Annotated in this window: 17 protein-coding genes and 1 pseudogene; 7 read left to right on the top strand and 11 right to left on the bottom strand. The window is 67.8% G+C overall.

Annotation, left to right across the window (positions count from 1 at the left end; all coding sequences use genetic code 11):
* Window positions 1–2: 2 nt before the first annotated feature.
* Window positions 3–1,016 carry an N-acetyl-D-Glu racemase DgcA gene (gene dgcA, locus I4Q42_RS09985; protein WP_198575911.1) on the bottom strand — a complete coding sequence of 338 codons (1,014 nt, stop codon included), beginning with the start codon at window positions 1,014–1,016 and terminating at the stop codon, window positions 3–5.
* Window positions 1,017–1,065: 49 nt separating this feature from the next.
* Window positions 1,066–1,290, bottom strand: a complete 225-nt coding sequence (didA, locus tag I4Q42_RS09980) for a DNA damage-induced SOS-independent cell division inhibitor A (RefSeq protein ID WP_198575910.1) — start codon at window positions 1,288–1,290, stop codon at window positions 1,066–1,068.
* Window positions 1,291–1,404: 114 nt separating this feature from the next.
* Between didA and I4Q42_RS09975 the strand changes: the two genes are divergently transcribed.
* The 3 genes and pseudogenes from I4Q42_RS09975 to I4Q42_RS09965 form a co-directional block, all read left to right on the top strand.
* The gene (locus tag I4Q42_RS09975) at window positions 1,405–1,716 is read left to right on the top strand and encodes a polyhydroxyalkanoic acid system family protein (RefSeq protein ID WP_198575909.1); all 312 of its coding nucleotides are present in this window, start codon (window positions 1,405–1,407) and stop codon (window positions 1,714–1,716) included.
* 70 nt (window positions 1,717–1,786) lie between these two features.
* Window positions 1,787–2,236, top strand: coding sequence for a RusA family crossover junction endodeoxyribonuclease (locus I4Q42_RS09970; RefSeq protein ID WP_198575908.1), 450 nt, complete (start codon window positions 1,787–1,789; stop codon window positions 2,234–2,236).
* A pseudogene (locus tag I4Q42_RS09965) lies at window positions 2,236–2,826 on the top strand (hypothetical protein); the annotation flags it as partial. The gene I4Q42_RS09970 and the pseudogene I4Q42_RS09965, both read left to right, overlap by 1 nt.
* Before the next feature lie 70 nt (window positions 2,827–2,896).
* Here I4Q42_RS09965 and I4Q42_RS09960 read toward each other — a convergent pair.
* Both I4Q42_RS09960 and I4Q42_RS09955 read right to left on the bottom strand, forming a co-directional pair.
* Window positions 2,897–3,370 (bottom strand): low affinity iron permease family protein, encoded by a 474-nt coding sequence (locus I4Q42_RS09960; RefSeq protein ID WP_198575906.1) that lies wholly within the window; start codon window positions 3,368–3,370, stop codon window positions 2,897–2,899.
* A gap of 48 nt (window positions 3,371–3,418) precedes the next feature.
* Window positions 3,419–3,832 (bottom strand): DUF983 domain-containing protein, encoded by a 414-nt coding sequence (locus I4Q42_RS09955; RefSeq protein WP_198575905.1) that lies wholly within the window; start codon window positions 3,830–3,832, stop codon window positions 3,419–3,421.
* A 61-nt stretch (window positions 3,833–3,893) separates the two neighbouring features.
* On the opposite strand from I4Q42_RS09955, the gene I4Q42_RS09950 reads away from it, so the two are divergent.
* On the top strand, window positions 3,894–5,231 hold the full coding sequence (locus tag I4Q42_RS09950) for an aminotransferase-like domain-containing protein (protein ID WP_198575904.1): 1,338 nt from the start codon (window positions 3,894–3,896) through the stop codon (window positions 5,229–5,231).
* Window positions 5,232–5,291: 60 nt separating this feature from the next.
* Here I4Q42_RS09950 and I4Q42_RS09945 read toward each other — a convergent pair whose 3' ends face one another.
* From I4Q42_RS09945 to I4Q42_RS09915, 7 genes are all read right to left on the bottom strand, one after another.
* The gene (locus tag I4Q42_RS09945; RefSeq protein ID WP_198575903.1) at window positions 5,292–8,396 is read right to left on the bottom strand and encodes an efflux RND transporter permease subunit; all 3,105 of its coding nucleotides are present in this window, start codon (window positions 8,394–8,396) and stop codon (window positions 5,292–5,294) included.
* 9 nt (window positions 8,397–8,405) lie between these two features.
* Entirely contained in the window at window positions 8,406–9,542 is a 1,137-nt protein-coding gene (locus I4Q42_RS09940) for an efflux RND transporter periplasmic adaptor subunit (protein ID WP_198575902.1), read from the bottom strand.
* A gap of 97 nt (window positions 9,543–9,639) precedes the next feature.
* Entirely contained in the window at window positions 9,640–10,365 is a 726-nt protein-coding gene (locus I4Q42_RS09935; protein WP_198575901.1) for a FadR/GntR family transcriptional regulator, read from the bottom strand.
* Between the two features lie 17 nt (window positions 10,366–10,382).
* A complete protein-coding gene (locus I4Q42_RS09930) occupies window positions 10,383–11,288 on the bottom strand; it encodes an SMP-30/gluconolactonase/LRE family protein (protein WP_198575900.1) in 906 nt (301 codons plus the stop codon).
* Window positions 11,285–12,859 carry a sodium/sugar symporter gene (locus I4Q42_RS09925; protein WP_198575899.1) on the bottom strand — a complete coding sequence of 525 codons (1,575 nt, stop codon included), beginning with the start codon at window positions 12,857–12,859 and terminating at the stop codon, window positions 11,285–11,287. The genes I4Q42_RS09930 and I4Q42_RS09925 overlap by 4 nt, the downstream gene beginning before the upstream one ends.
* 49 nt (window positions 12,860–12,908) lie before the next feature.
* Window positions 12,909–13,529 carry a 2-dehydro-3-deoxy-6-phosphogalactonate aldolase gene (locus I4Q42_RS09920; RefSeq protein WP_198575898.1) on the bottom strand — a complete coding sequence of 207 codons (621 nt, stop codon included), beginning with the start codon at window positions 13,527–13,529 and terminating at the stop codon, window positions 12,909–12,911.
* Window positions 13,516–14,457, bottom strand: coding sequence for a 2-dehydro-3-deoxygalactonokinase (locus tag I4Q42_RS09915; protein WP_198575897.1), 942 nt, complete (start codon window positions 14,455–14,457; stop codon window positions 13,516–13,518). The genes I4Q42_RS09920 and I4Q42_RS09915 overlap by 14 nt, the downstream gene beginning before the upstream one ends.
* A gap of 399 nt (window positions 14,458–14,856) precedes the next feature.
* On the opposite strand from I4Q42_RS09915, the gene I4Q42_RS09910 reads away from it, so the two are divergent.
* The 3 genes from I4Q42_RS09910 (at window position 14,857) to I4Q42_RS09900 (ending at window position 21,553) form a co-directional block, all read left to right on the top strand.
* A complete protein-coding gene (locus tag I4Q42_RS09910; RefSeq protein ID WP_198575896.1) occupies window positions 14,857–17,781 on the top strand; it encodes a TonB-dependent receptor in 2,925 nt (974 codons plus the stop codon).
* Window positions 17,782–17,899: 118 nt separating this feature from the next.
* The gene (locus tag I4Q42_RS09905; RefSeq protein ID WP_198575895.1) at window positions 17,900–19,411 is read left to right on the top strand and encodes a tryptophan halogenase family protein; all 1,512 of its coding nucleotides are present in this window, start codon (window positions 17,900–17,902) and stop codon (window positions 19,409–19,411) included.
* Between the two features lie 504 nt (window positions 19,412–19,915).
* The gene (locus tag I4Q42_RS09900; protein WP_198575894.1) at window positions 19,916–21,553 is read left to right on the top strand and encodes a DUF5597 domain-containing protein; all 1,638 of its coding nucleotides are present in this window, start codon (window positions 19,916–19,918) and stop codon (window positions 21,551–21,553) included.
* Window positions 21,554–21,695: the final 142 nt, after the last annotated feature.

The raw sequence follows: 21,695 nt of genomic DNA, 5'->3' as shown, positions 1-21,695 counted from the left end.
CCTCACAGCCACAGCTCCTCGGCGTCGACGCCATCCCCCCAGAACCCCGCGGCGGGCGGCACGATCCGTCCGGCCTCGACCCGCAGGCCGCCGGGATGGTCTTCCTTTAGCCACCACGGTCCGTCGAGGTCGGCGAAGGCGCAGTCGGCGGCCAGGTGCAGGGCCGGCGCGATGGCCAGGGACGAGGCGACCATGCAGCCGGTCATCAGGGTGAAGCCGAGGTCCTTGGCGGCCCGCAGCATCGCCAGCGCCTCGGTCAGGCCGCCGGACTTGTCGAGCTTGAGGTTCACCGCCTGGTAGCGGGCGCGCAAGGCCGGCAGGTCGGCGGCGGTGTGCACCGACTCGTCGGCGCAGATCGGGAAGGGCGGGGCGTAGCCTTCCAGGGCCGCGTCCTCGCCGGCCGGCAGGGGCTGTTCGACCAGGGCGATGTTGAGGCGCGACAGCTGGTCTTCCAGTCCGCGCAGGATCTCGAAGGTCCAGCCCTCGTTGGGATCGACGATCAGGGCGGCGTCGGGGGCGGCCTGCGCCACGGCGGCCAGGCGCGCGGCGGGATCTTCGGCCGACAGCTTGATCTTGATCAGCGGCGCGTCGGCGACCTTGCGGGCCGCGGCGGCCATGGCGTCCGGCGTATCCAGGCTGACGGTGACGGCGGTGACCAGCGACGCCGGGACGGCCAGGCCGGTGCGGGCGGCGACGGAGACGCCGTCCTGCTTGGCCCGCAGGTCCCAGATCGCGCAGTCCAGGGCGTTGCGCGCCGCGCCAGCCGGCAACAGGGCCAGGGCTTCGGCGAGGCCGCCGCCCATGGCGATCAGGCGGGCGGCGGGGGCCAGCTGCGCCTCGACGCCGGCGACCGTCTCGCCGTAGCGGGCGTAGGGCACGCTCTCGCCGCGGCCGATGTGTCCACCGTCGGCGATCTCGACCACCACGACCTCGGCGGCGGTCTTGACCCCGCGCGAGATGCGGAACGGGGCGGCGAGCGGGTGGCTGACGGGGCGGACGGCGACGAGACGGCTCATGCCCCTGGCTTGGCGCCGTTCGAACGCTTTGGCGAGAGGGGGGAGAGGCTCAGCGTTTGTCGAAGCGCGGGATCGGCGAGTCGGCGCGGCGCTGGGCCATCACCTGCAAGGCCAGGCGCGGGCGGATCACGAACAGGCCGGCCCAGACAAGCAGCACGCCGGCATAGGAGATCGAGCCCCAGACCCCCGTCGGACGGCCCGGACGGCCGGCGCGAACACGGCGGGCGCTGCGGACGGGAGCGTCGAAGTACTGGGTCATGGCGATGTCGGTCATGGCTTCCTCCGTGGACCTCGCCAACCTGCGCCGCAGGTGCGTCAGAACTGGACGTATAGCCGAACGCCGATGTCGTCCCTATGTCAGGGGCGAAATACCTCTGTCGGAGTTCCCATGTCGAAGCCTGTCACCATCAACATCCCCCACGAACTCGGCGTGGCCGAGGCCAAGCGGCGGATCGAGAGCGGCTTCGAGCAGCTGGGCGCCCAGATCCCCGGCGGCCTGGCCAACGTCACCAAGGCCTGGCGCGACGACGTGCTCGACTTCTCGGCCATCGTCATGGGGCAAAACATCACCGGCAAGCTGAACGTGGCGGCCAACGTCGTGCTGGTCGAGATCGTGCTGCCGGGCCTGCTGGGCATGATCGCCGGCAAGATCACCGGCCAGGTGAAGAAGCAGGGCACGCTGCTGCTCGAGAAGAAGTAGGGCGCGCGCAGGATTGGAATGGGGGGCGGGGGGCAATCTTCGGTTGTTTCTACGCCGATGAGCTCGCTAAATGGCGAAGCTTGATCGATCCGTGGATTCAGCCGTGTCGCTAGAACCCAATCTGCCCTTTGAGTTCGTAGTTCATGGCACCGCTATCAGCCTCCAGGGCTCAAGCGGATCTAGGCGTGACTGGAAGCAAACGATTCAGGAAGCAGCGCGGGCCGCGCTCCCTGAAGGATCTTGGCTTTTGACCGATCCCCTTGCTGTTACGATCTTCATCTTCCCCGGCGCTGAGATGCAAGGCGACGTCGATAATCGAGTGAAGCCGATCTTGGATGCCATGGTACGCTGCGTTTACAGCGATGACGAAATCGTCGAGCGAGTGGTGGTGCAAAAATTTGAGCCGGGGCGCGTCTTCGCCTTTCAAAGTCCGTCCATTACCCTGGTTACAGCCCTAGAAGCCGATGACCCAGTGATCTACGTCCGGATCACGGACGATGTTCATGAGGAGCTATCGTAATGGCGTCGGCAGTATTGAATGAGCAAGCGATGCTCGACAGCCTCGAAGCCCGTTGGGCCAGCGAGGGCTATCAGCTGATCCGCGAACCGAAACGAGAGCAACTCCCAGCGTTCTTACGAGGTTTTCAGCCCGACGCTATCGCGGTTGGCCGTGCACCCTCCTTGGTGATCGAGGTCATGCGTAGCCGCAGTCCCTCCGCCGACACTAAGGTAAGGCAACTGCAAAGTCTGTTCGCAGATCATCCCGAATGGCGTCTGGAAGTCATCTATGCTTCGCCGGAAGGCGTGCCGATGACGATCGCGACAAACCAAGAGGTGCGGGTCGCGTTGGACGAGGTGCGTCGCGTTACAGATGTCGCACCTCGTGCCGCGCTCTTGATGGCCTGGTCGATTCTTGAAGCGATTTGCCGTCGGCTCGAGCCGAATTTGATGGCTCGGAGCCTCAGTCCTCGATCGTTGATCGATGTCGTCATCTCGACGGGCCGATTGCCGCAAACAGAATTCCAATTTCTTAGACAGATGGCCGACATGCGTAACGCCGTCGCTCATGGGCTGTTGGACCGCGAACCCTCGCGCGCCGAAGTCCAGCGTTTGATTCAAATATCCGACACGCTCAATGGCGAACCCAGGCCAGTTTAAGGCCAGAGACGGTAGCTGCCGTTCATGTTCTTGAGGCTCGCTTGCGCGGCGCGGCCTTCGCGGTCGAGGTCTTGGCGGCGGGCTTCTTCGCGGGCGCCTTGTTCTTCTTCTCGCGCAGGGCGGTGACCTGCTCCAGCCGGTCGTGCGCGCGCTCGGCGGCCGCCTTGCACTGGGCGTGGTAGGCGTCGAGCTCCTTCTCCGACAGCTTCTCGATGCCGACGAAGTCGTTGTCGGCGGTCGAGGTCAGGATCAGCTCGTCGAGCTTGGCCTGGACGGCCTCGCTGTCGCGGTTCTGGGTGTTCTGGATCAGGAACACCATCAGGAAGGTGATGATCGTGGTGCCGGTGTTGATCACCAGCTGCCAGGTCTCGGAGAACTTGAAGATCGGCCCCGAGACCGCCCACAGGATCACCAGCCCCAGGCAGGCCAGGAAGGTGACGGGGCGGCCCGTCACCTGGGCGGTGGCGTTGGCGAACTTGGCGAAGAACTTGTCCAACGGCGGGCTCCAGCGTTTGCTGTCAAACGCCACAGCTCGGTGTTCCGTTCAGAGCCTTCTGGGATCGTGGTCGTGGCGGCCCAGGCTCTCGAACTTGCCTTCCTCGGCCTTGGTGACGAACTGCGCGGCCACCAGCCAGGCCTTCACGGGCCGCAGGGTCGCCAGACAGCCGACGATCAGGGCCGGGAAGACGGTGACGAAGTGCACCCAGATCGGCGGCCGGTAGACCACCTCGATCCAGGCGAAGACGGCGATGACCAGGATGCCGACGCCGCTCATCACGAAGAAGGCCGGGCCGTCGGCCGGTTCGGCGAAGCCGTAGTCGAGGCCGCAGCGGTCGCAGGCCGGGGCCAGGCCGAGAAAGCCCTTGAACAGCTTGCCCTCGCCGCAGCGCGGGCAGCGCTGGCGCAGGCCGCTGATCACCGGCGGCGGCGGATCGAAAACCTGGTGACCGGTCGTCATGACCCCTACCTACAATCCGAAAATTGATCCATACATTACCGCGTAAATGTATGGATCAATGATGGGCGACGCAAGAGAGGCCGCGCTGCCGCCGGGGGCGACCTGGCTGCGGCGCGTGGACGCGGGCGAGGGTCCGATCTATCGGCGGCTGTTCGAGGCCTTGCGCGGGGCGGTCGCGGACGGCGAGCTTTCGGCCGGCGAGCAGTTGCCGCCGCAGCGGACGGTGGCGGCCCTGCTGGGCGTCGACTTCACCACGGTCACCCGGGCCTACGCCCTGGCCCGCGAGCAGGGGCTGGTGGAGGGGGCGGCCGGGCGCGGCACCTTCGTGCGCCGGCGGGCGGGCGAGGAGGAGGCCGGCCTGATCGACCTGTCGATGAACCTGCCGCCGCAGCCCGAGGGGCTGTCGCTGGCGGCCCTGCTGCGCGAGACGACGGCGGCGGTGCTGGCCCGTACCGACCCGGCCACCCTGATGGCCTATCACGCCGGCCCCGGTTCGCTGGCGCAGCGGGCGGCGGGCGCGGCCTGGCTGGCGCCGGGCGTTGGCGCGGTGGATCCTGAGCGGATCGTGGTCTGCGCCGGCGCCCAGGCGGCGCTGTCGGCGATCCTGGCGGTCGAGACCGTTCCGGGCGACGCCGTGGTGGTCGAGGCCCTGACCTATCCCGGCCTGCTGGCGGCCCTGGCCGCGCGGGGCCTGCGCGCGATCGCCTGTCCGATGGACGGGGAGGGGATCGTTCCCGAGGCCCTGGCCGAGCGTTTAGCGACTAGCGGCGCGCGACTCGTGGTCGTCACCCCGACCTGGCAGAACCCGACCACGGCGACCATGAGCCCCGCCCGGCGCGCCGCGGTGGTCGAGGCCTGCGCGCGGGCCGGCGCCCGCATCGTCGAGGACGACGCCTATGGCCGCTTGCCCTATCCGGCGCCGGCGGCGCCGGCCAGCCTGGCGCCCGAGCGGGTCTGGCACGTCGCTACCCTGGCCAAGGCCCTGACCCCGGGCCTGCGCATCGCCTATGTCGCCGCCCCTGACGCGGCGTCCGCCGAGCGTCTGGCCGCTGCCGGCCACGCCCTGTGCCAGATGCCTGCGCCGCTGATGGCCGCGGTGGCGACGGCCTGGATCCGTGATGGGACGGCGCAGGCGATCCTGGCCGGGGTGCGGGCCGAGGCGACCGCCCGCCGCGTCCTGGCCGCCGAACTCCTGCCCTCGGCGCAAGGACCGGCGGGCTGCCTGCACGTCTGGCTGGACCGACCGGCGACGGCGCCCGAGGGTCTGTCGCTGGCGCCCGCCTCGCTGTTCGCCGCGCCGGAGATCCTCACTGATGGCGCGCGATTGTCGCTGGGCGCGCCGGGCAAGCGGAGCGTGCTCGCGTCGGCGCTGCGGCGCGTCGCGGCGTCGCTGACCTGACGCGCACGAAAAAGGGGCGGACCCGGAAGTCCGCCCCTCGATCGTCTCTGGCCAGCCGGATCAGTGATCCTTGCTGACCAGCACCGGCTGCTCGTGCGCGCCCGGCGCCGGATGGTGGTGCGAGTGGCCGAACACCTTGCCCATCACCTTGTTCGACCAGTTCTTCACCTGGTCCATGAACACGAACACCACCGGGATGTAGAGCAGCGACAGGAAGGTCGAGGTGATCAGGCCGCCGATGACAGTGATCGCCATCGGGGCCCGGAACTCGACGTCGGCGCCGAAGCCCACGGCGACCGGCACCATGCCCGCGCCCATGGCCACGGTGGTCATCAGGATCGGCCGGGCCCGCTTGTGAGCCGCGTCGATCAGGGCCTCGCGCCGGGTCATGCCGTCCTTCATCGCCATGATCGCGTACTCGACCAGGAGGATCGAGTTCTTGGCGGCGATGCCCATCAGCATCAGGATGCCGATCAGGCTCGACATCGAGAAGCTGCTGTTGACCAGCTTCAGCAGGGCGAAGGCGCCGCCGATGGCCAGGGGCAGGGCGGCCATGATGGTCACCGGGTGGGCGAAGCTGCGGAACAGCAGCACCAGCACGACGTACATCAGCAGCAGGCCAGTCACGAGGGCCATGACGAAGCCGGAGATCATCTCGGCGATGAACTCGGCGTCGCCGGCGGCCACTTCCTTGACGCCGGTCGGCAGGCTCTTGACCGAGTCCAGGGCGTGGACGCGCTTGGACGCGTCGCCGACCACGATCCCGTCCAGCTCGGCGGTGATCTCGGCCACGCGCGAGCGGTCCTGGCGGTTGATCTGCGAGGGGCCGGCGCCGAAGCGGATGTCGGCCACCGCATTCAGCGGCACCGAGGCCCCGCTGGACGAAGGCACCTTCAGCGTCTCCAGCACCGACAGGTCCTGCAGGGCGTTCTGGGTCAGGCGCAGGCGGATCGGCACCTGGCGGTCGCCCAGATTGTACTTGGGCAGGGACTGGTCGATGTCGCCGATGGTCGCCACCCGCACGGCCTGCGAGATCGCGCCGGCCGAGACGCCCATGCGGGCGGCCTGGTCGGGGCGCGGGGTGACGATGATCTCCGGACGGGCGATCGAGGCGGTGTTGACCACGTTGGCCAGGCCCGGGACCGTGCGCATCTCGGCCTCGACTTTACGGGCGGCGGCCTCGAGCTCGGGACCGTCGTCGCCGACCAGCCGCAGGGTATAGCTGCCGCCGTCGCCGGGGCCGCCGCCGCTGTTGCTGCCCGCGCCGATGCGCGCGCCGGGGATGTCCTTGAACTGGTCGACCATCTGGCGGGTGAACAGCTGCTGGTTCATCCGCTCGCCCTTCGGCACCAGGTCGGCGGTGATCCGGGCCTTGTTGACCCCGTCGTTGCCGACCGAGGCGTAGACGCTCTTGACCTCGGGGCGAGCCTTCAGCTCGCGCGACACGCGCTGCACGATGGCGTCGGTCTCGTCGAGGGTGGAGCCGGGTGGCAGCTCGATCGAGAACGGCGCGCGGCCGCGGTCGGCCGCCGGCTGGAACTCGAACGGCAGCAGCGGGATCAGGGCCAGCGACGCGGCGAAGCTGACGAAGCCGATGACCAGCACCTTCCACCGGTTGTTCAGCGACCAGTTCAGGGCCTTGAGATAGCCCGACATCCAGAACGGGTCGGTGTCGGGCTTGCTGTGGGGCTTGAGCATGTAGGCGCCCATCAGCGGCGTCAGCATGCGGGCGACCAGCAGCGAGAACAGCACCGAGACGCAGGCGGCCAGGGCGAAGGCCTTGAAGAACTGGCCGATGATCCCGGGCATGAAGCCGGTGGGCGCGAACACCGCCACGATGGTGAAGGTGGTGGCCACCACGGCCAGGCCGATCTCGTCGGCGGCCTCCATCGCCGCGTTGTAGGGCGACTTGCCGCCGCGCATGTGGCGGACGATGTTCTCGATCTCGACGATGGCGTCGTCGACCAGGATGCCGACGGTCAGAGACAGGGCCAGCAGGGTGACGCCGTTCAGCGACTGGCCCAGCGGGGCCATGATCGCGAAGGTCGGCAGCAGCGACAGCGGGATGGCCACGGCCGCCAGGAAGGTGGCGCGCCAGTCGCGCAGGAACAGCAGCACCACCAGCACCGCCAGCAGGGCGCCCAGGCCCAGGGCCTCCAGCGACGCCCAGTAGCTTTCCTCGATGTACTTCACGTTCGAGGTGATCTCGGAGATCGTCAGCTCGGGGTGCTCGGCGTCGAGCTTCTCGATCGCCTTGCGCACCTTCTCGGCGACCTTGACCTCGCTGGCGCCGCGCGAGCGGACCATGTTGAAGGTCACGACTTCCTGGTTGTCGGCGCGGGCGCGGTTGCGCGGCTCAGCCCAGCGGTCGGTGACCTCGCCCAGGTCGCCCAGGCGGACGGTGCCGCCCGACGACAGCGGGATGCGAGTCTCGCGCAGCTGGTCCACCGAACCGGCCGCGCCCAGGGTGCGGATGGCGCGCTCGGAGCCCGAGACGGTCACCCGGCCGCCGGGCAGGTCGGCGTTGGTGCTGGCCAGGGCCTGGCTGACGGCGGCGGCGGTGACGCCGCGCGACGACAGGCGGTCGGGATCCAGGGCCACCTCGATCTCGCGGCTGACGCCGCCCAGGCGATTGACCTCGCCGATGCCGCGGATGGCCAGCAGGGTGCGGGCCACGTCGTTATCGACGAACCAGCTGCGCTGTTCCGGCGTCATGGACGGGGCCTTGACCACGTAGGTGATCAGCGGATCGCCGGAGATGTCGATGCGGGTGACGTTGGGGATCTGCATGTCGGACGGCAGGGCCGACTGCAGGTTGGACATGGCGTTGCGCACGTCGTTGGTGACGCGCTCGTGGTCCACCCCCAGCTCGAACTCGATCATGGTCGAGGAATAGCCGTCGCCCACGGTCGAGGTGATGTGGCGCACCTGGCCCAGGCCCGCGACCGAATCCTCGATCAGGCGGGTGACCTGGGTCTCCAGCTCGCTGGGCGCGGCGCCCGGCCGCGAGGCCGAGATCAGCACCAGGGGCAGGTCGACGTCGGGGTTGTTGTTGACCCGCATGCTGGCGAAGCCGGAAATCCCGGTGATCGTCAGCATGACGAAGAGCATCAGGACGGGGATCGGGTTCTTGATCGCCCAGCGCGAGATGTTGTTGGTGTCCATCGCCGGGCCCTAGCGCTTGCTGGCGGGCAGGATCGGGGCGGGCAGCACGCCCGAGACCCGCACCGCGTCGCCGTCGCCCAGGAAGCCTGCGCCCTGCACGATCACCCGCTCGCCGGCCTGCACGCCGTCGATGGCGGTGACGTCGCCGGTGCGGGCCAGGATGGCGACCTTGCGGAACTGGGCCTTGTGCTGCGCGTCGATCAGGAACACCCCGGCCTGGTTCTGGCGGTAGAGGATCGAGGCGCTGGGCACGACCGGCGAGGCCTGGTCGCCGGCCAGGATCTGGGCGCGGGCGAACATCCCCGGGCGGAAGGCGCCCATCGACGACAGGGCGATGCGGGCCACGCCCAGGCGGGTCTGGGCGTCGACCTCGGAGGTGACCAGGCGCACGCGGCCGTCGGCCTGGCCGACCTGCTCGGAGGCGATGCGGGCGGGCATGCCGGCCTTGACCACGCCGAGATCGGTCTCGGGGATCTCGGCGTCCAGCTCCATGCGGCCGTCGCGAACGATGCGGAACAGCTCGCTGCCGGCGCTGACGATCTGGCCCTTGGTGACGCTGCGGCGGACGATCAGGCCCGAGACGGGCGCGCGGATCGAGGCCTGGGCCAGGCGGGCGGTGGTCTCGCCGAGCGAGGCCTGGGCCGAGGCCAGCTGAGCGGCGGCCGTGCCTTGCTTGGCGGTGGCGGTGTCGAGCGAGGAGGCCGACAGGAAGCCCTTGGCCTGCAGCTCGCGCGAGCGCTTCAGCGAGGCCTCGGCCTCGGCCAGGGTGGCGCGGGCGCTGGTGACGGCGGCTTCCTGCTGGCGCAGCTGGGCGCGCAGCAGGGTGTCGTTCAGCGCGACCAGGACGTGGCCCTGCTGGACGAACTGGCCCTCCTCGGCGTTGACGGCGACGGCGGTCAGGCCGCCGGTCTCTGCGCCGACCGGCACCTCTTCCCAGGCCGAGATCGTGCCCGAGGCGTTGACGACGCGGGGCAGGGGCAGCACGGCGACGGGCGCGACGCTGACCGTCTGGGCGGCCACGGGCTTCTTGCCCTTGGCCTCGGCCTTCTTGTCCTTGCCGCAGGCGGAAAGGCCGGCGGCCGAAACCGTCAGAACCAGGGCCAGCGCCGTCGTGCGCCCGAAAGACCCCTTGAACCCGTACCCCACGACCTGCCCCTTTTTTCGTCTAGTTCCCAGTTGGGTCTTCTAGACGAGAAACCAGGTTCGACGAGTTAAATCGGGGTAAGACGCGCCGGGGCGGGGCTCAGGCCTCTTTGCGGGCCGCCTGCGGATCGACCGCCGAGGCCGCGCGGATCAGTTCCAGCACGTCGACGATGATCGCCTGCATGGCCGTCTGGGCGGCCACGGCGTCGCGGGCGATGATCGCGTTGGCGACGTCCTCGTGCGAAGGGATCGAGGCGGTGCGGCCCTTGATGCGGTTGGTGAAGCGGATCGAGATCCGCAGCGCCGTGTTCACCAGCTCGTGCAGCTCGATATAGAACGGGTTCTTGGTCGCGCTGAGGATCGCGATGTGGAACGCGATGTCCGAGGCGAGGGGGTCGTCTTCGCCTTCGCCGGCCGCCTTCATGCGGGCCAGGCCCTTGCGGATGGCGTCCAGGCCCGCCTCGTCGGCGTTGCGGGCGGCCAGGGCCGCGGCGGCCGGCTCGATGCCCAGCCGCATCTCGGTGAAGTCCGACAGCAGCTTCAGCGAGAACTTGCGCTCCAGCAGCCAGCGCAGGACGTCGGGGTCGAGCAGGTTCCAGTTGGCTTCCGGCTCGACCACCGTGCCGTGGCGGGGGCGGGCGCTGAGCAGGCCCTTGGCGGTGAGCATCTTCACCGCCTCGCGCGTCACCGTGCGGCTGGCGCCGAACTTCTTCGACAGCTCGCCTTCGGTGGGAAAGCCGATCTCGACGTACTCGCCCGTGACGATGGCCTGACCAAGCGATTCCACGAGGCCGTAGGTGAGGCTCAGTCCAGGCTGGGTGCGCATCGCCAAAGTCTTCTTTTCTATACGTCGGACGCGAAACGAATCGCCCCTGTGTACCGTGGTTCGGGGAGACCCGGAACGGTCACGTCATATGCGAATACATCGCCCGCGCGTGGTTGTCTGACCAATTCGTCCTCGGAGAGTTCATCGCGAGCCGAAGTGACATACAGCGTGCGCAGGTCATCGCCGCCGAACGCCACGCAGGTGGGCTGGCTGGCGGGAACGTGCAGGGTTTCCAGCACGCGACCGTCGGGCGCATGGCGCACAACGGTTCCGGCCGCCCAGCGGGCGCTCCACAGGCAGCCTTCGGAGTCGACCGTGGCGCCGTCGGGATAGCCCTCGGTCACCTCGGCGAACACCCGGCGGCCGCTCAGCGTCCCGTCCTCGTCGAGGTCGAAGGCGAAAATCGTCTGCAGCGGGCTGTCCGAAAAATAGGCGGTCCTGCCGTCGGGGCTGAAGGCCAGGCCGTTGGCGATCTGCACGCCGCTAAACTGCGCCTCGAAGGCGCCGGCATGGTCCAGCCGCCAGACGCTGGCCTCGGCCTGGTGACGGATGGCCTCGTCCTCGACCATGGTCCCGGCCCAGAACCGGCCCGAGCGGTCGACGCGGCCGTCGTTGAAGCGGCGGCCGTTGGCCTCCGCCTCCACGCGGTGCAGCCAGTCGACCTGGCCCGAGGCGAGGTCGAACAGCCCAAGGCCGGTCTCGAAGGCGGCGATGACCCGGTTCGTCTCGCCCGGAAGAAGGGCGATCGAGCCGATGCGCTCGGGGGCGGCGAAGGTCTCGACCGCGCCGGTGGCGGGGTCGAAGGCGCGCAGGCGACGGCTCTGGATGTCGGTCCACAGCAGGCGGCCGGCGTCCCACACCGGCCCCTCGCCGAGCACGTCGCCGGCCGCGATGATCGCGGCCGGCGTTTGGCTGGAGATCACCACCACGTGGCGTACAGGGCGATGAGGATCAGGATCACGCCCACGCCGGCGATGTTGAAGCCCTTGGTCGTCTTGTAGCTGACGCCCTCGAGGGTCACGACGTTGACCTCCTTCTTCTGCGGGGCGACCAGCGAGACGATCACGGCCGCGGCCAGGGTCAGCAGGAACACCAGGCCCACGCGGTTCATGAACGGCATGCCGAACATGCCCAGCTTGTTGAGGAAGAAGAACAGGCCCGACAGGCCCGCGCCGCCGATCGCGGCCACCAGGGCCGAGGCCGTGGTCGCGCGCTTCCAGAACAGGCCCAGCATGAAGATCACCACGATCCCCGGCGTGAAGAAGCCGGTGAAGTCCTGGATGAACTGGAAGGCCTGCTCGGCGCCGCCCAGCAGCGGCTTGGCGGTCAGGATGCCGATGATCACCGCCACGACGGCGGTGATGCGGCCGACCAGCACCAGGTGCTGCTCGGAGGCCTGCGGCTTGGCCTTGGCGTAGAGGTCGAGGGTGAAGATGGTGGCGATCGAGTTGATCTTGGCGGCCAGCGACGCGACGATCGCGGCCACCAGGGCGGCGAACACCAGACCCAGCAGGCCCGGCGGCAGCAGCTTCATCATCTCCGGATAGGCTTGGTCGGGCTTGATCGAGCCCGGCACCAGCACCAGGGCGGCGATGCCCGGCAGCACCACGATGACCGGCATCAGCAGCTTCAGATAGGCGGCCAGGGCGATGCCCTTCTGGGCTTCGGGCAGGTCCTTGGCGCCGAGAGCGCGCTGGATGATGTACTGGTTGAAGCCCCAGTAGCTGATGTTCATGATCCACAGGCCGCCGAACAGCACGCTCAGGCCCGGCAGGTCCTTGTAGTGCGGGCTGGCCTTGTCGAGGATCATGTCGAAGTGTTCGGGGAACTGGGTGGTCAAGTGGTGGAAGCCGCCGATGACGCCGCCCGCGCCGCCGATCTTGTCGAGCGACAGCCAGGCGATGATCAGGCCGCCCATGACCAGCAGCGCCACCTGAACGATGTCGGTCAGGGCCACGGCCTTCAGGCCGCCCCACAGCTGGTAGGCCAGGGCGAAGACGCCGATGGCGGCCAGCGCCCACATCTGGTCCATGCCGGTCACCGTGTGCACGGCGATCGAGCCCAGCCAAAGGATCGAGGTCAGGTTCACGAACACGTACAGGCCCAGCCAGAACACGGCCATGATGGTCCGCACGCTGGGACCGTACCGCTGCTCCAGGAACTGCGGCATCGTCACGATGCCGTTCTTCAGGAACACCGGCAGGAAGAACTTGCCGACGATCAGCAGAGTAAGGGCCGCCATCCACTCGTAGGAGGCGATGGCCAGGCCGATGGCGTAGCCCGAGCCGCTCATGCCGATGATCTGTTCGGCCGAGATGTTGGCGGCGATCAGCGAGGCGCCGATCGCCCACCAGGGCAGGGCCTTCGACGCGAGGAAGTAGTCGGTCGAAGTCTTCTTCTGCCCGCCCTTGTCGCGGGAAACCCACTGCGCCAGGCCGAAGATGGCCACGGCGTAGATCGCGAGGATCGCGAGGTCGATGGTTGCTAGAGTCACGTGGGCTTCCCCCCTTTAGGGCTGCTCTTCGTTATGATCGTAAGACGGCTCAGCCGGCCGTCTGCGCAGTCCAGGCCGCGACCAGGGCGCGGGCCCGCTCGCCGACCTCGGCCGCCGTGTAGCCCGGGCGATAGAGTTCGCCGCCGACGCCGATGCCGGCCACGCCGATGTCCAGCCACGGCTTGAGGTTGGCCGCGCCGACGCCGCCGACGGCATAGACCTGGATGTCCTTGGGCAGCACGTCGCGCACGGCCTTCAGGTGACCCGGGCCGAACGAGCCGGCCGGATAGAGCTTCAGCGCCTTGGCGCCGGCCTTCACGGCCGTGAAGGCCTCGGTCGGGGTGGAGAAGCCCGGCATGACGGTCAGGCCCAGCTCGACGGCGCGGGCGATGACCTCGGGGTCGATGTTGGGGGTGACGATCAGCTTGCCGCCGACCGCGGCCACGTCGTCGACCGCCTGCGGGGTCAGGACGGTGCCGGCGCCGCACAGGGCCTTGTCGCCGAAGGCTTCGCAGAGCTTGCCGATGCTGACCAGCGGCTCGGGCGAGTTCAGCGGGATCTCGATGTAGCCGATGCCGGCCTCGACGAGGGCTCCGGCGATGGCGACGATTTCGTCGGGCTTCACACCGCGCAGGATGGCGACGATGGGCGGGGCGTCAGGCAAGGACATGGGCATCACGCGTCAAGGAGGTGGACAGGGAGGATAGGCCGGCGAGAACGGCGGCGTCGCCGTCGATCTCGAAGCTGTCGCCGCCGGCGGCCGCGATGGCCTTGGCGTAGAGGACGTTCAGGGCCGGAGCGCCGATCAGGGCGACCTTGCCGAGCTGGCCGAACCAGCCGGCCGCGCCGGCGGCGTCTGCGCCGATCAGCAGGCCCGACAGGAAGCCCATGGCGTCGGCCTTGGGCAGGCCGTCGATCAGCTGGCGGCTGCGGGTCTCGAACAGCAGGTGGGGCAGCAGGGCCGCGCCCTTGTCGGTGATCCGCGAGAGGCCCAGATCGAAGCCTTCCGGCGTCGCGGGCGCGTCGCCGGCGGCGGCCTTGGCCAGGATCGAGTGTTCGCGCAGGATGGCGAAGACCTCGCCGACCGGGGCGGTCAGGAAGCTGCTGATCGCTCCGTCCTCGACCACGACCCACTTGGTGTGGGTGCCGGGCATGGCCAGCAGGTGGCGGCCGGTCTTGAGTTCCGGGTTCAGCGCCAGGGCGCCGAGGATCTGGGTCTCTTCACCCCGCATCACGTCGGGGCCGCCCAGCGGGTTGGTGCAGGACAGGCCCGGCACGATCGAGACGGTCAGGCCCTGGGCCTCGACCTTGACCAGGCGCTGGGTGATGGCCGCGGCGTCGGCCGGGCAGGGGGCGTAGGGCGCCTCGATCCAGCCGTTGCGCGAGCCGACCATGCCGCACAGCAGGATGGTTTCGGGGCCGGCCTCGCGCCAGTCGCCGACGAGATCGAGGAAGGTCTGCTCGGGCGAGGCGGTCAGCGAGCCGATGCCCGGGCCGTCACGACGGTGCAGCACGCTCTTGCCCTGGCGCAGATACAGTCGCAGGCGCGAGGTGCCCCAGTCGCCGAAGATGGTGATGGACGGATCGGACGCGACCATCAGCAGGCTCCTCCGTCACGATCGCTTCTCTGGTGAAGCCGTCCGGAGTCTTCAGCCTGCGTCATGTTCGTCCCTAAACGCGCGCCCGGCGGGATGTTCCGGCCAGGGTCGCAACGCATTTATAATATAATAATGATGGGCGCAAACGGCAGGGTGGTCCAGCCTCTTGCGGGTGTGGTCAGACCATTGTTTCGCCTAGGGGTTTAGGGCGTTCACGGCTGCGCCTGTGGCCGAAAAGGCGCGCCGGTAGGTGAAATGATAGCGCTATCAATTTTGTCTTGATGACCATAATTATATGACTATAGCTACCAATCAGATTGTGTGGGGCGAGAGTTCCGCACGTCACCGGCGCCTATGAGAACGCCGGGGCGGTTTGACTCACTGGGGAAGGAAACAGGCATGCGACGCCTCCATAACTCACATCGGTTCATGCTCGGCGCTTCGGTCGTGGCGCTTTGCGCCGTGGCTCCGTTGACAGCGCTGGCGCAGGACGCCGCTGCGCCCGCCGACACGACCGTCGAAGAGGTCGTGGTCACCGGTCAGCGCGCTTCGATCCAGTCGGCCCAGGCCCTGAAGAAGAACGCCGAGCAGCTGGTCGACTCGATCACCTCCACCGACATCGGCGCCCTGCCGGATCGCTCGGTCACCGAAGCGCTGCAGCGCGTCGCCGGCGTGACCATCGGCCGCACCTCGGACGGCCGCGACGCCGACCGCCTGTCGGTCGAAGGTTCGGGCGTGCAGGTGCGCGGCCTGAGCTGGGTCCGCGGCGAACTGAACGGCCGTGACAACTTCTCGGCCAAGTCGGGCCGCACCCTGAGCTTCGAAGACGTTCCGCCCGAGCTGATGGCCGGCGTCGACGTCTACAAGAACCCGTCGGCTGACATCGTCGAAGGCGGCGTGGGCGGCACCGTCAACCTGCGCACCCGCCTGCCGTTCGACAGCAACAAGCGCATCATCGCCTACTCGGCCGACATGAGCATCGGCGACCTGTCGAAGGAATGGAAGCCGAGCGGCTCGGTGCTGTACAGCGACCGCTGGGACACCAACATCGGCGAGTTGGGCTTCCTGATCGACCTGTCGGACTCGCAACTGTCGAGCCGCACCGACACCATCTCGGTCGATCCCTACTACGCCCGCACCGACTTGGTGCCCGGCAAGACCGTCTACGTCCCCGGCGGCTTCGGCTACCGCAGCCTCGACTTCGAACGCGAGCGCAAGGGCATCGCGGCCGCGCTGCAATGGCGCCCGAATGACCAGTGGGAAGCCAGCCTGCAGTTCCTGCGCTCGTCGGCCACCGCGGCCTCGACCGAGCACGCGGTCGGCTTCAACGCCGGTTCGAGCAACTATCCCGCCGCCGGCACCTCCTACACCTACGACTCCAGCGGTCGCTTCGTGAGCGGCACCCTGGCCAGCAGCCTGGGCGGCACCAGCCTGGGGTCGTCGACCCTCGACACCCGCTACGCCGAGCGTAGCTCGGTGACGTCGGACTACGCCCTGAACGTGAAGTGGAATCCGAACGACAAGTGGTCGTTCACCGGCGACGTCCAGTACATCTACGCCAAGACCAAGACCGTCGACTTCACCGTGTTCAACGCGCTCAGCGGCGACGCCGCGGCCGCGACGCTGGACCTGACCGGCGACATGCCGCTCATCACGATGAACAACGACGAGTCGTACACGTCCAATCCGGCCAGCTACTACCTCAACGCGGCCATGGACCACCACGACCGCAACGATGCCAGCGAGTGGGCCCAGCGCTTCGACGGCGCCTACACCTTCGACGACGGCGGCTGGCTGAAGTCGTTCCGCTTCGGCGTTCGCAACACCTACCGCGAGTCCACCACCCGCGAGACGAACTACAACTGGGCGGCCGTGGCTCCGAGCTGGGGCACCAGCAACACCATCGACAAGCTGCCGACCTACCAGGGCTATTACTCGCTCTACAGCTTCGACAACTACTTCCGCGGCAAGGTCCACCTCCCGGCGACCTTCGTCCTGCCGACCGCGTCGCTGGTGCAGAACTACGCCCAGGGCGCGGCCCTGCTGGCCAACATCTCGTCGACCAGCGGCGGCTGGTGGACCGTGTTCAACGGCGACTACGACAACCTGACGGCCGGCGGCGCCAGCGGCGGCGTGAACCGTCAGAAGGAAAAGACCCTTGCCGGCTACGGCCTGCTGCGCTTCGGCCACGACGTCAGCCTGTTCGGCGACGAGCGTGAGATCGACGGCAACTTCGGCGTCCGCGTCGTCCAGACGGAGTCGACCTCGAAGGGCATCCAGCTGTTCAGCCCGATCACGCTGACCTCGATCCCGCTGGCGGACCGCAACTTCGCCAACGGCGCCAAGAGCGACTACACCGGCGGCCGCGACTATTTGAGCGTCCTGCCCAGCTTGAACGTCCGCCTGAAGCTGACGCCGGAAATGTTCGTCCGCTTCGCGGCCGGCAAGTCGATCGTGCGTCCGGACTTCAGCCAACTGCAGCCGTTCTACACGATCTCGGCCACCAACGGGTACACGACCGGCGGCGCCTGCTCGACCACGATCCCGTCCAACGCCTCGGCCAACTGCGTCTATCAGTACACGGCCACCGCCGGTAACCCGAACCTGAAGCCGATCCGTTCCACCCAGTACGACCTGTCGTACGAGTGGTACTTCGCTTCGACGGGCAGCCTGACGGCGACCCTGTTCTACAAGGACGTCTACAACTTCATCACCAACGGCACCGAGACGATCCAGTTCACCAACAACGGCGTCACCCGCGACGTCCTGGTGACCCAGCCGTACAACGCCGGCCACGGGAAGATCAAAGGCTTCGAAGTCGCCTACCAGCAGTACTACGACCAGCTGCCGGGCGCTCTGCGCGGCCTGGGCGTGCAGGCCAACTTCACCTATGTCGACAGCAAGGGCGCCCGCAACGCCGCCTCGAACCCGTACGACAGCAGCTCGGTCGGCAACATCACCGCCAACCAGGACGAGCTGCCGCTCGAGGGCCTGTCGAAGAAGAGCTACAACGTCGCCGCCCTGTACGACCTGGGCAAGGTGTCGGCCCGTCTGGCCTACAACTGGCGTGAGCGCTACCTGCTGACCACCACGGCCGCCAACATCAACATCCCGGCCTGGTACGACGACTACGGTCAGCTGGACGGCTCGATCTTCTACACGGTCGACGACAGCCTGAAGATCGGCTTCCAGGCCGTGAACCTGACCAACACCAAGACCAAGATCCTGGTCAGCTATCCGGGCAAGCCTGAAGAGGGCCTGACGGGTCACAACTGGGTGGTGGCCGACCGTCGCTACTCGATCGTCCTGCGCGGCACCTTCTAAGGTCCGCACCAGGTCGGAATAGACCGGCCCCCGTCCGCCCGATCCTCGGATCGCCAGCGGGCGGGGGCCTTTCTGTTTGTGGGGTGGGCGGCTAGCCTTGCCTCACCAAGGGGGAAACATGAGCGAGCAACCTGCGCGCAAGTTCGTCGTCGTCGGCGGTGGGACGGCCGGCTGGATGGCCGCCGCGGCCCTGATCCAGGCCACCAAGGGCCAGGTCGGATCGGTCGAGCTGGTCGAGTCCGAGGAGATCGGCACGGTCGGGGTGGGCGAGGCGACCATTCCGCCGATCCAGTTCCTCAACAGCCTGCTGGGCATCGACGAGTTCGACTTCATCCGGAAGACCCAGGCGACCTTCAAGCTGGGCATCCAGTTCCGCGACTGGAACAAGCTCGGCTCGCAATACATCCACCCGTTCGGGCCCTATGGCGTCACGCTCGACGGCGTGTCGTTCCATCACTACTGGCTGCGGATGAAGGCCCAGGGGCGGACCGGCTCGCTGGACGACTATTCGATGGCCGCCGTAACCGCGAGCCTCGACCATTTCGCCGTGCCGCCCAAGGAGCTGCCGCCCGGCGTGCCGCAACTGGCCTACGCCTACCACTTCGACGCGGCGCTCTACGCCCGCTACCTGCGTGCCTATGCCGAGGCGCGGGGTGTCAGGCGCATCGAGGGCAAGATCAACGCGGTCAAGCTGCGGCCGCAGGACGGCTTCGTCGAGGCGCTGGAGCTGGACGGCGGTCGCCGGGTCGAGGGCGACTTCTTCGTCGACTGTTCGGGTTTCCGCGGCCTGTTGATCGAGCAGTCTCTTCAGACCGGCTATGAAGACTGGTCGCGCTGGCTGCCCTGCGACCGGGCCTTGGCGGTGCCGTGCGACGGCGTCACGCCGTTGACGCCCTACACCCGCGCCACCGCTCGCGAGGCCGGCTGGCAATGGCGCATCCCGCTGCAGCACCGCATCGGCAACGGCTATGTCTACTGCAGCCAGTTCATCAGCGACGACGAGGCGGCGGCCACCCTGCTGGCCAACCTGGACGGCGCGCCGCAGGCCGATCCGCGTCCGCTGCGCTTCGTCACCGGCCGCCGCAAGAAGACCTGGAACAAGAACGTCGTGGCCCTGGGCCTGGCGAGCGGCTTCATGGAGCCGCTGGAGTCGACCAGCATCCACTTGGTCCAGACCGGGATCATGCGCCTGCTGTCGTTGCTGCCGACCGGGGCTCACGAGCCGGCGGTGGCCGACGAATACAACCGCCTGACTCAGATCGAGTACGAGCAGATCCGCGACTTCATTGTCCTGCACTACCACGCCACCGAGCGGGACGACGCGCCGCTGTGGCGGTACTGCCGCGAGATGGAGATCCCCGACAGCCTGCGCCACAAGATCGAGCTGTTCCGGGCCAAGGCCAAGATCGCCCGCTACGACGAGCAGCTGTTCGCCGAGCCCAGCTGGCTGGCGGTGTTCCTGGGGCAGGGGATCGAGCCGCGCGACTACGACCGCCTGGCCGACGTGGCCTCGCAGGCCAATGTCTCGGCCAAGCTCGACTCGCTGCGGGACTCGATCCGCCGATTGGCGTCGCGTTTGCCGACCCAGGGCGCCTTCATCGCCGCGACCTGCAAGGCCGATCCGGTCTGAGGGCGGCGAGGGGCATGACTCTCTAAAAAATGGGCTGACAACGCTATCAATTCCCTTGCGTCTTCATTTGTATGATTATACATATGACCCGTGGCGCCGGGGTCGCGAAAGCGACTGTTCGGCCGTGCGGACTTCCTGCGAGGTCTGCCAGCGCGCCGCGCGAACCACCTCCCCGGTCTCGCGCGAGTCTTTTCAACCGCGCATCGCCTCCTGCGGGCGATGCGCGGATTTTTTTGTCTTTTCCTCAAATTTTACAAACTGTTGCTGAGTTGGCCCCAGCAAGGTCGCCGATGAAAACCGGTTGCAATCACGGCCGCCTCGGCTAATTGTCGTATTTATAAGAATGGTAGCGGTAACGAGTTGGCGGGGCTGAAGTCTCTCGCGCGACCGCCGGATCGGGAGGAGGCGAGGGGCATGAAAGCTCTCTTTGACAGCGCTTACTTCCGCGGCGAACGCTCGATGCAGGCTTAAGGTCCGACCGGCTGGCCAGCAGGAGGTTTTCGCGTGACGTTTCGAACCCGTAAGCACGGGCTCGCCGCCCTTGGCGCGATCCTCAGCCTGTCGCTGGCCGCCCCGGCCTTCGCGCAAGGCCAACTGCCCAAGCTGGTGACCAAGAACGGCCGCCACGCCCTGCTGGTCGACGGCAAGCCGTTCCTGATGCTGGGCGTCCAGGCGAACAACGCCGCCAACTATCCTTCGCAGCTGCCCAAGGTGTGGCCGGCCGTGAAGGCCATGAGCGCCAATACGCTGGAGATCCCGGTCGCCTGGGAGCAGATCGAGCCGGTCGAGGGCAAGTTCGACTTCTCCTATGTCGACCTGCTGCTGAAGCAGGCGCGCGAGAACGACACCAAGCTGGTCATCCTGTGGTTCGCCACCTGGAAGAACAACGGCCCGCAATACGCCCCCGAGTGGGTCAAGCTCGACAACAAGCGCTTCCCCCGGCTGATCAACGGCAAGGGCGAGATGAAGAACTCGCTGTCGCCGCACTTCCGCGCGACGCTGGAGGCCGACAAGAAGGCCTTCGTCGCCCTGATGCGCCACCTGAAGGCGGCCGACCCCGACCACACCGTGATCATGGTCCAGCCCGAGAACGAGGTCGGCGCCTACAGCGCCATCCGCGACTTCTCGCCGACCGCCCAGAAGATCTTCGACGGGCCGGTTCCCAGCGAACTGGTCAAGGCCCTGGGCAAGAAGCCGGGGACCTGGAAGGCGGTGTTCGGCAAGGACGCCGACGAGTTCTTCTACGCCTGGTCGATCGGCCGCTACGTCAATGAGATCGCTGAGGCCGGCAAGCGCGAGCTGCCGCTGCCGATGTACGTCAACGCCGCCCTGCGCGACCCCTTCCACGACCAGGACCCGTTCACCTACTCGTCGGGCGGCCCGACGTGGAACGTGCTCGACGTCTGGAAGGCCGCCGCCCCGTCGATCGACGCCCTGGCCCCCGACATCTACATGCGCGAGAGCGAGAAGGTGCGGAAGACGCTGGAGCAGTACGGCCGGCCCGACAACGCCCTGTTCGTGCCCGAGATCGGCAGCGACAAGGCCTATGCCCGCTACATCTACGACGTGCTGGGCCATCAGGGCATCGGCTTCGCCCCGTTCGGCCTCGACTACACCGGCTATTCCAACTACCCGCTCGGCGCCAAGACGGTCGACGCCAAGACGCTGGAGAACTTCGGCGTCCACTACCGCCTGCTGTCGCCGATGGCCCGCGAGTGGGCCAAGCTCTCGTTCGAGGGCAAGGTCTGGGGCGTGGGCGAGCAGGAGGGCGGCAAGCCCGAGACCCTCGACCTCGGCGGCCGCTGGAACGTGCGCATCACCTACGGCGAATGGCAGTTCGGCTCGATCGAGGCCCCGTGGATGGCCAAGGCCGAGAAGCAGCCCGACCGCGAGATCCCCGACGCCGGCGCCCTGATCGCCCAGCTCGGCCCCGACGAGTTCCTGATCACCGGCTACCGCGCCCGCCTGACCTTCGGCTCGGCCAAGGGTGAGCAGTTCATGGTCTCGCGGGTCGAGGAAGGCCACTTCAATGAGGCGGGCCAGTGGGTGTTCGACCGCGTCTGGAACGGCGATCAGGTCGACTACGGCCTGAACCTGACCACCTTGCCCCAGATCCTGAAGGTGAAGCTGGCGACCTACTGAAGTCCTTGGTCGCTGCGTGATCCTCGTCCTTCGACAAGCTCAGGATGAGGATCATTGCCGGCCCCGAACCTACCCAAACCCTCATCCTGAGCCTGTCGAAGGACGAGGGTTTCGCCCCAACAAAAGAACGAAAACAGGGAAG

Source organism: Caulobacter hibisci, assembly GCF_016135805.1.
In the GTDB taxonomy this organism is placed as follows: domain Bacteria; phylum Pseudomonadota; class Alphaproteobacteria; order Caulobacterales; family Caulobacteraceae; genus Caulobacter; species Caulobacter hibisci.
Note: the sequence above shows the minus strand (reverse complement) of the source record. Positions and strands in the feature narration are given on the sequence as shown.